Source organism: Pseudovibrio sp. POLY-S9 (assembly GCF_001431305.1).
Classification (GTDB): Bacteria; Pseudomonadota; Alphaproteobacteria; order Rhizobiales; family Stappiaceae; genus Pseudovibrio.
The window spans coordinates 1-7,941 of record NZ_LCWX01000173.1; the positions used below are offsets into that span (position 1 = coordinate 1).

The 7,941-nt window shown below is 51.4% G+C and carries 7 protein-coding genes; 1 reads left to right on the top strand and 6 read right to left on the bottom strand.

Annotated elements, in window-relative coordinates; all coding sequences use genetic code 11:
* On the bottom strand, positions 1–254 hold a 254-nt coding region (locus tag PPL9_RS17585), incomplete at its 3' end, for a helix-turn-helix domain-containing protein (RefSeq protein WP_152986733.1).
* 551 nt (positions 255–805) lie between these two features.
* On the opposite strand from PPL9_RS17585, the gene PPL9_RS17590 reads away from it, so the two are divergent.
* A complete protein-coding gene (locus PPL9_RS17590; protein WP_057463921.1) occupies positions 806–1,732 on the top strand; it encodes a M48 family metalloprotease in 927 nt (308 codons plus the stop codon).
* Positions 1,733–1,803: 71 nt separating this feature from the next.
* Here the strand turns inward: PPL9_RS17590 and traI are convergent, their stop codons facing one another.
* From traI to PPL9_RS17615, 5 genes are all read right to left on the bottom strand, one after another.
* Positions 1,804–2,925 carry a TraI/MobA(P) family conjugative relaxase gene (traI, locus tag PPL9_RS17595; protein ID WP_057463922.1) on the bottom strand — a complete coding sequence of 374 codons (1,122 nt, stop codon included), beginning with the start codon at positions 2,923–2,925 and terminating at the stop codon, positions 1,804–1,806.
* Between the two features lie 3 nt (positions 2,926–2,928).
* The gene (locus PPL9_RS17600) at positions 2,929–3,291 is read right to left on the bottom strand and encodes a hypothetical protein (RefSeq protein ID WP_057463923.1); all 363 of its coding nucleotides are present in this window, start codon (positions 3,289–3,291) and stop codon (positions 2,929–2,931) included.
* Positions 3,288–4,589 carry a DUF5710 domain-containing protein gene (locus tag PPL9_RS17605; protein ID WP_057463924.1) on the bottom strand — a complete coding sequence of 434 codons (1,302 nt, stop codon included), beginning with the start codon at positions 4,587–4,589 and terminating at the stop codon, positions 3,288–3,290. The genes PPL9_RS17600 and PPL9_RS17605 overlap by 4 nt, the downstream gene beginning before the upstream one ends.
* 51 nt (positions 4,590–4,640) lie before the next feature.
* Complete coding sequence (locus PPL9_RS17610) at positions 4,641–6,698, bottom strand: type IV secretory system conjugative DNA transfer family protein (protein ID WP_082596945.1); 2,058 nt, start codon at positions 6,696–6,698, stop codon at positions 4,641–4,643.
* Positions 6,698–7,941 (bottom strand): type IV secretory system conjugative DNA transfer family protein (locus PPL9_RS17615; RefSeq protein WP_152986736.1); only part of this gene is annotated, 1,244 nt, incomplete at its 5' end. The genes PPL9_RS17610 and PPL9_RS17615, both read right to left, overlap by 1 nt.

The following is a 7,941-nucleotide window of genomic DNA, read 5'->3' on the forward strand; positions in this document are numbered from 1 at the left end:
TTGCTGCCGCTCTGCCAATCCTGATCGCGGGTATAACCCACCAGAAATTCCAGATGCGCAACTTGTGTTGCGGTCAAGCCAAGCTCGCGTTGCAGCTTCTTCACCAGCGAGAGCACATCCCACCGGCTCACACCGACCGGCAGACCAGTAAAACCTCTGGCCGCGACTTCTGCTTTCTCATTTTGCTGGCGCGATGTGTTGCCGATTCCAAACACTGCCGCTGCCTCATCTGGCATATAGGCATCAATAAACATTCCAAATATTCCGTCTTCACTGGAAGCTTTGAGCCAAATTCAGAGTGAGTTTTCCTGTTCGCAAAAATTATTGCGTTCTTCACTCTTGCAATTTGTGGGAGGACAACATAGAAATTCAGGTGCTAATCTTGAATTCTATGTTGTTTTCCCTGGCGGCCTCTGGCTTCCAGGGTTTACTTTTTTATAGGGCAGTGCCCTGATTGCTTTTGTCCTTGAGATTTTCGCTAAATTTCATGCAATTGTTTCAAATCCCTTTTCTTTTAAAAAGTACAAGTTTAGTCACTTTACGTGCAACTCACGTATAAAGACTGACTTCCGATCAATCATTCATAGATTCTTCGAATATAACTATGGATTCACCTAAGTCCCCAAGTGAATTGACTTCAGCCTTACTTATCATTTGATCCCATCTACATTATAGATAATGAGCACTGTTACTTTGACATGTTAATTATACTTGAATTAATTGTGAACAAAAGAAGAACGCACCCAGGTTTCATTGAGAATGTCTTTAGAGTTTTGTAAAATAAAACCAATGGAGGGACATTCAAATGCGCAGAGTATTCAGACACATAGCTATTGATTTGAGTTGGTTTATTTCCTGGTCCATCATTGCTTTTGCAGCTCACATCGCTTTGTTTTGGGTTGCTATGCCGATTACTTGGGCAATCAACACATTTGCTGGGCTCCCGTTCCAGATCCCGGAAGAATCTTCCCTTCTGATTGCATGCATTCAGATCGTCTTGTTCTGGCTTATCCTGCGCGTGCCAGGTCTGATCGAGTTCTTCAATGATATCGAACTTGGGGCTCGTAGGCCCTCTGAGCGGGAGCTTTTGCAGATTGAAGCCGCCTTTGAGTACCTGCAGACCATCGCTGACGCCAAAGGCATCAAACTGCCCCACATTGTCTGGCGCGTGATTGACAGGCGCAATTACAATGCCTGCGCGTTTGGCCGCAACCGGATTGCCCTGTTTCAAGGAACTCTTTTTGATACCAAGTTTCGCGAGCGTGGACTTGAAGAACTGGCCGCGATGATCGCCCATGAAGTCGGTCACTTGCGCCATTGGGATACGGTTCACACCTCCATCACCACAGCTCTTTTCTGGCCGTTCCTGATCCCGCTCAGCCTTAACAACTTGCTGTGCAAGATCCCATTCGTCGGCCTGTTTTTCTCTCTCATTGTTTTGCCATGCAACCTGCTCATCAAGATTGGCTCCAAGGTGACCAATCTGACCTCGCGCATGGCTGAGTATCGTGCGGACGAGTTCTCGCAAAAGCTGCTCGGCAAAGAGCGTATGTGCGAGGTCTTCAGTAGCCTTTGTGAAGAGCGCAGTGGAACCAACATTCTTGCTCACTATCTGAACTCGCATCCGCCAACAGAATTGCGTCGTAACAACCTGCTGCAGCGATCTGATTATCGTCCTCAATTCAATGCACCTCCTGCATCAGATCTCATTGACCGGTTTCAAAAGCACTAGACCAGCTCCTTGCCTTTAATGCTGTGAGCACCACACAGCGCCAGAGGTAGGGGCAGGGCGGTCCCCATGCATTAACGCTCCAGTTCTGCGTTCTGTTTCTTTTGCTTCTTCTGCTTTTGTTTCTGCAGTTTCACTCCAAAATGCTTCTCCAGCAGTCCTGGTTGTCGTCTTGACCCAAGTCCCATCAGGGACAACATGGCTTCCTCACCCTTGAGCATCTCGATGGCCGCATGATTGAGCTGAGCGTAATCCGTTAGAAACGACTTCCAGCTGTGTTTGCGTTTGCGCTTGGGTTTACTGAGCTGATCGGTGAACTTCTCCCACAAATCACTCTCCCGGTGCCGGTCATATAGCGGCCTGCGCTCATAGCGATCCTTGCGCTTAGCCTGAGAGAGATCTTTCTCCGGTGCCTGATAGGGGCCGAATTTGTCTTCCAGAGATTTTTTAGAAAAGTCACGGTGAACCGTGCTGGCCTTTTCCAAACGCGGGCCGTCCAGCTCCTTGAACACCAGCCCATTGCCGCGCTGCTTCAGCTCCAGCGAATACGCCGCAAGGCCCTCGTGAAGTTCGGGCCATGTTTTGGCACTCTCCCGGATCTTCAAGAGTTCAGGCTTGTAATCCTTCACATAAGTGGAAAAGGAGACCTCATAGGTGTTGGCCTCATAGTCCCTTGCCTTTGGATTGGTCTTCTCCAGCACTTCGCCCCTGGCGTTGGTCCGGGTCAGGCCGTATTTCACTTCCATCTCAAGACGGGTGCGCTCCAGAGCCTCAAAATCCATATAGGGCGTATGGACCTTGTAGGTTTTGGGGTGAATCCGATTGATCGCCACGTGCATGTGGTAGTTGTCTGTGTTGGTGTGCGTGCCGATGATGCGCTCATGCTCTTCAAAGCCAAGCGCCTTGGCGAAAGACTTTTCAATGCCCCTCATGGCCGCCAGCTCGGGCACTTCCCCTTCCGCAAATGAGATCACCAGGTGATAGGAGCGGTCGCCCTTCACACGGGTGTTGTGCTTTTGCGTGTTTTCAATCTCGACAATGGCAAGCTCCAGTTCGTCTTTGGTGCTTGCCAGCTCACAATTCTCAATCCAAAGATCGCCCAGCTTCTCATTGTCTTCCCTGGCGGCGGCCACATAACGCGCCAGCGCCTTAAAAGAGTTTTGTCCGGATTTGCGGTCTATCTTGTGTGCAATCATGGTTCAGAGCGCCATTACTTTTGCTTTGATCTGTGTTTGCGTGTCGCGAATATCGTGCAAGAGCTTTTCCATCTCGCCGTGATTGGCCCTGAACGCCATATCGGCCAGTCCAGCGTTCAAAAGGTTACCCAACCGCGCCTGGTCGTGATTGACCTTTTTCAGCTCATCAATGGCGGTTAGTTTTGCCGGGTCCGGATGGGCAACGTTTTCATAAACGTAGGCAACGTAATGACCGTATTTCCAGTTCAGCTTTTTGGCCCGCTTTTTGATATCAGCAATCACGCTGAGCGGCATGTACAGGTTGAACGCTGCCGTTTTCTCATTCTTTCCTCTTCCGAACTTAAAACCTGTCTTGTCGATTTTCATAAGCTCATCTCCTGCTCAAAGCTTTGCTGTTTAGATTTTGTGGTATCGATCTGAAGGTCCTGCGCGTTTCCCAGGTTTAACGCTGCCCGAGCGCGTGTGAGGAATTGGAAGACTGCTTTGTCGTGTCCGCGCTCCACACACAGATCATTCCAATCCGTCAGACCTTTTTCTTTTTCAGAGCTGGTAAGGGGAGGGGCCACCACATATCCGCCAACGGCCGTTGCCGCCTCATTGGCTTTTTCCAGCCCCTTGTTGGGCAATGGATTTTCGCGAAGGGGTAAATGATGGTCATCATCAGCTGCAAACAGCATGGTCACGTCCGGGAATTTGTCACGCAGCGCTGTGGCAACCTTGACCAGATTGTCACCATCAAACGTCACGATGACTGGTTTGTTTGTGAGTTTGTGAACGGAGGCACCGGTCGCATAGCCTTCTGCAAAGACGAGCGTATCTCCCTGTCCAGGCTTGTCCGCATCGTTTAAGTAGCGCTTTGGATCAATGGCATGGAACAAGCCTTCTTTGCGGCCGTGCTTGAGATAGTGTTTGTCTTCGCCAACGAACTGCAGGGAGTGGATTTTAAGATCTGTATCGCGCAGCGGCACGACCATGCGCGCGTCTTTATCCAGCTTCACGCCAAACCCGAGGACGTTTTTTCGTTTCAAGTACTCGCAATTCGATGGCTTGGCCCAGTCGGTAAGGTTGGCCCAGATCCCATAGGCTGTTTTCGCAGCTTTCTCCTGATCCAGTTTCCGCTCATTATCTCGGACTTTAGACGCCTTTTTCCCCGCTTCAATGGCCCGCCCAACTTCATCCTTTGAAAGCTGCTGACCATCAAAGGTCCAGCTCTCCTGACTTCCTTTAAAATTATGCAGCATGCCATTTGGAACACCGCCATCGAGGAAGCCACGATAAGAGGCGTTTTTGACCTTCTTCTCGCCAGCAATGGCAATGCGGTGCCATTTGCCATCCATCTGCGCCAAGCCCTGCAGATCCATGCCTTGTGCCCGGATCCAATCACTGAACTCCCCTTGCGGATCGCGCTTTTGCTCAGCTGCAGGCGCCTTGCCTTTTACGGACCATTTTAAAGTGGCTTTTACGGCTTTTGCGGTCGGCGCAAACCAGCTCCTGGCTTTGCGGTCAAACCTGGCACCAAGTTTCTTAGCCTCCTCGCGCTCGTCATAAGGAACGGCCAGATAAGTCCGCTCCGACTTGTCCCGGTTTGCAGGCTCACTCACATTTCCTTGCTTAAGCACGGGTGTCTTAGATCGGGCAGGGGCTTTGGTCTCACGTTGTGCCATGATGGATCTCCTCAGGGTTTAAAACGACAGAAAGAATGAGAACTTTTGAGCTCATGAGCCGCCAGCCTTGCTATCAGTGGCCGGGCCTTCAGCAACTCGGCTGAGGGGGCCAAGAAATGGATTGCTCTGAGTTGCAGTCCCGGATTTGCAAGTCTCAGCCTCAAAAGCTTCCTGGATCACCTCTGGCGCGACCTGTTTATCCATATCTGGCTTGGGTGAGGGCTCTGGCGTTCCAACTTGCGCAGGCGAAGTCGGTCCATCTTCAGCAGGGTGAGCACTGTTGCCGCTCTCAATCTGAACCCCTGCTTTGACGTTGCCAGAAGGTTTCAGTTTGGAGCGGGCATTCATCACCTCATCAAAGAAATAAAGGTATTGCTGGCCCTTGATGGTGGGTTTACCGGCTGTGAACACCAGCACCTCGCCTGGGGCAGTAACCCTGCCGTCTTCATCGTATTTGAGACCGGGGAGCAGCATGCATTCATCGGGTGTCATCAAAGGCCGTGAGGTCTCAGAAACACTTTCCGAAAGACTGGCTCCGCCCCGTTCCAGATTCTTTGAAACCGAGCGTTTGCGCTGCACCACCGTTGTCTTGCCGGTCATGTCAGACAGAACACGAGCCGTCTCGATCTTATTGGGCGCATAGGCAATGCGCACATGACAGTTGGAGATGATGCTCTCATCACGGGTATAGGCGCTTTGAAGCTGGGTGATATCCTGCGTGATCAGGAAAGCTTTGAGGCCATACCCTGCCATGAAGGCAAGCGAGCTTTCAAAAATGTCCAGCTTGCCGAGCTGGGGGAACTCATCCAGCATCAAAAGCATGCGGTGCTTGTAAAGCGTCTCACCCTCATTATGGGACATTTTGGCTGTCAGGCGCGTGAGCATCTGATTGAGGATGATGCGGATAAGCGCCTTCATGCGCCCGATCTCGGCAGGCGAGAGGACCAGATAGACATTGGTCGGCTGATCCGCGTTCATCAAATCATGAATGGTAAAATCACAGGCCGATGTGTTGCGCGCTATAATCGGGTCTGCAAAGATCGCAAGCTGTGCAGTTGCCGTGGACGAGACACCAGAGCGTTCATTGGCTGCCCGCTTGCGCATGCGTGATGCTCCGCGCCGCACTTCCTTGTCAGCACCCTCATTGCCATGCTCATAGCCCTCCATATCGAGCAGCAGTTTTTCGAACCCGTCCTCATCCTTTTTCTTGCCCTCCGCTTTGGCTTTAACAAGCGCATCCAGCTTTTGCTCATCATCACCGGCTTCATCATCGCCAACGGACAGGAAGTGCAGCACATCGGCCAGATTTGCCTTGCGCTTTTCCTCATTACGCACCCGGTAAAGCACATGCAAAATGGCGGTAGACAGCCACGAAAAGCCTTCCTGTTCCCAAAAGTTCTGCAAACCCTTGCCGGAGGTGTCGATGATCATCTTGGCAACGTTCATGCAGTCACCAATCTGGAAATCGGTGTCGATGCGGATCTCTTCTAAGGGGTTGTAACGGGCAGAGCCTTCGGTTGCGGTCGGCTCAAAATAAAACACGTTCTGGCCTTGCGCCGCTCTCCAACCCGAAGTCTTAGCGTAGTTCTCACCCTTGATATCAAGGATGATGGTGCTTCCCATCCAGGTCAGCAGGGTCGGGATGACCACGCTGATACCTTTACCGGACCGGGTCGGGGCAAAGGCAAGCACATGCTCAGGTCCGTCATGGCGCAGCATGGCCGCGTTTTTGAACTTGTCTTCAAGACCACCAACCACAACGCCTTTGCCGCGCAGGTAGCCCATGCCCTTGATCTCAGCATCTTCAGCAAAACGTGCCGTGCCATGCAGCGAGCCTGAATCGCGCTCACCAGAGACCGTCTTGTTACCCGCCTGCTCCATGATGATACGACCAGCAATCATGATGATGATCATGGCGACAAACCCGCCGCCAAACGGGATCAGGATCTCATGGGGGAGTTCATTGGTCTCAATGTAAAAGGCATAAAGCCATTTCCACCACGCAGGGTCGGTGGGATCGAACCCCAGCATGTAGTACCAGCCTGCAAGGGTGACGCAGACAAAGGCAAAGATGGAGACAAGAGCGACAACACGAGGGAAAATATGCATCACTGAAGTTTCCCGTCCATGATGTTGCCAGATGGGTTCATCCTGGAGCGCGCACTCAGCTCTTCATCTTCAAAGAATAAAAGTTGCCGGGTGTAGATGGTAGGTTTAGCAGCGGTGAAGATCAGCATCTTACCGGCCTTCTTCACACTGCCGGTGTCGTCATGTTGGAGGCCTGGTATGAGCATGCACTCCTCAGGCGTCATCAAAGGCTGCGAGCTCTGCAAATCACTTTCGCACGTTATCGTGCCGGTCATTTTCGACAGGACCTGGGCAGTTTCGCGGTAGCAAGGTGCGTAAGCTATGCGCACATGGCAGTGAAATAAGAAGGACTGGTCAGGGCCATAAGCATTGTGAAGATGGCTGATATCGGGCGTAACCAGAAACGCCTTGATGCCATACTCCTTCAGGACAGGCAGTAATCGCTGAAGATTGTTCAGCTTGCCAAGCAGGCAGAAGTCATCCAGCATCAAGAGCATACGATGCTTATAAGGCAACGTGGTTGTTGTCAGACGTGTGAGCACCTGATTCAAGATGAGGCGCATGAGCATTTTCAGGCGGCCAATCTCAGCTGGTGGAAGGACCAGATAGACATTGGTTGGCTGACCAGCATTCATCAGGTCATTGATGTTAAAATCACAGGCGGACGTATTTTGCGCTATGAGCGGATCTGCAAAGATCGCAAGTGAGGCTAAAGCTCTTGAAGAAATGTCCGTGCGTTTATCAGCCGTATGCAGTCGTATCCGGGATGCTGCGCGCCGAACCTCCTTGTCTGCATCCTCATTGCCGTGCTGATAATTTTCCATATGAAGCAACAGCTTCATAAACTGATCTTCTTCTCTTTTCTCGCCATGCCCATTGGCAACGCCGCTACACAGGAAGCGCAGCACATCGGCCAGATTTGCGGTGCGCTCTTCCTCATCGCGCACCTGGTAAAGCACATGCAAAATCGCAGAAGTTAGCCACAAGAAGGCTTCCGGCTCCCAGAAACTTTGCAAACTCGTCGCAACATTTATGCAATCACTATTTTGATAGGGCGTACCAATTCGGATCTCTGCCAAAGGATTGTACCGGGCAGATCCTTCGCTTGCAGATGGTTCAAACCGAAACACGTTCTGGCCTTGTGAGGCGCGCCAGCCCGAAGTCTTCGTGTGGTACTGACCACCAATGTCGAGCAGGATCATACTTTCAGTCCAGGTCAATAAAGCAGGCAGAACAACACCTGTACTTTTGCCTGACCTGGCCG

Excerpts from the sequence above, each read along its gene's own strand:
- PPL9_RS17590 (WP_057463921.1), top strand. The coding sequence starts at position 806 with ATGCGCAGAGTATTCAGACACATAGCTATTGATTTGAGTTGGTTTATT.
- traI (WP_057463922.1), bottom strand. The coding sequence starts at position 2,925 with ATGATTGCACACAAGATAGACCGCAAATCCGGACAAAACTCTTTTAAG.
- PPL9_RS17600 (WP_057463923.1), bottom strand. The coding sequence starts at position 3,291 with ATGAAAATCGACAAGACAGGTTTTAAGTTCGGAAGAGGAAAGAATGAG.
- PPL9_RS17605 (WP_057463924.1), bottom strand. The coding sequence starts at position 4,589 with ATGGCACAACGTGAGACCAAAGCCCCTGCCCGATCTAAGACACCCGTG.
- PPL9_RS17610 (WP_082596945.1), bottom strand. The coding sequence starts at position 6,698 with ATGCATATTTTCCCTCGTGTTGTCGCTCTTGTCTCCATCTTTGCCTTT.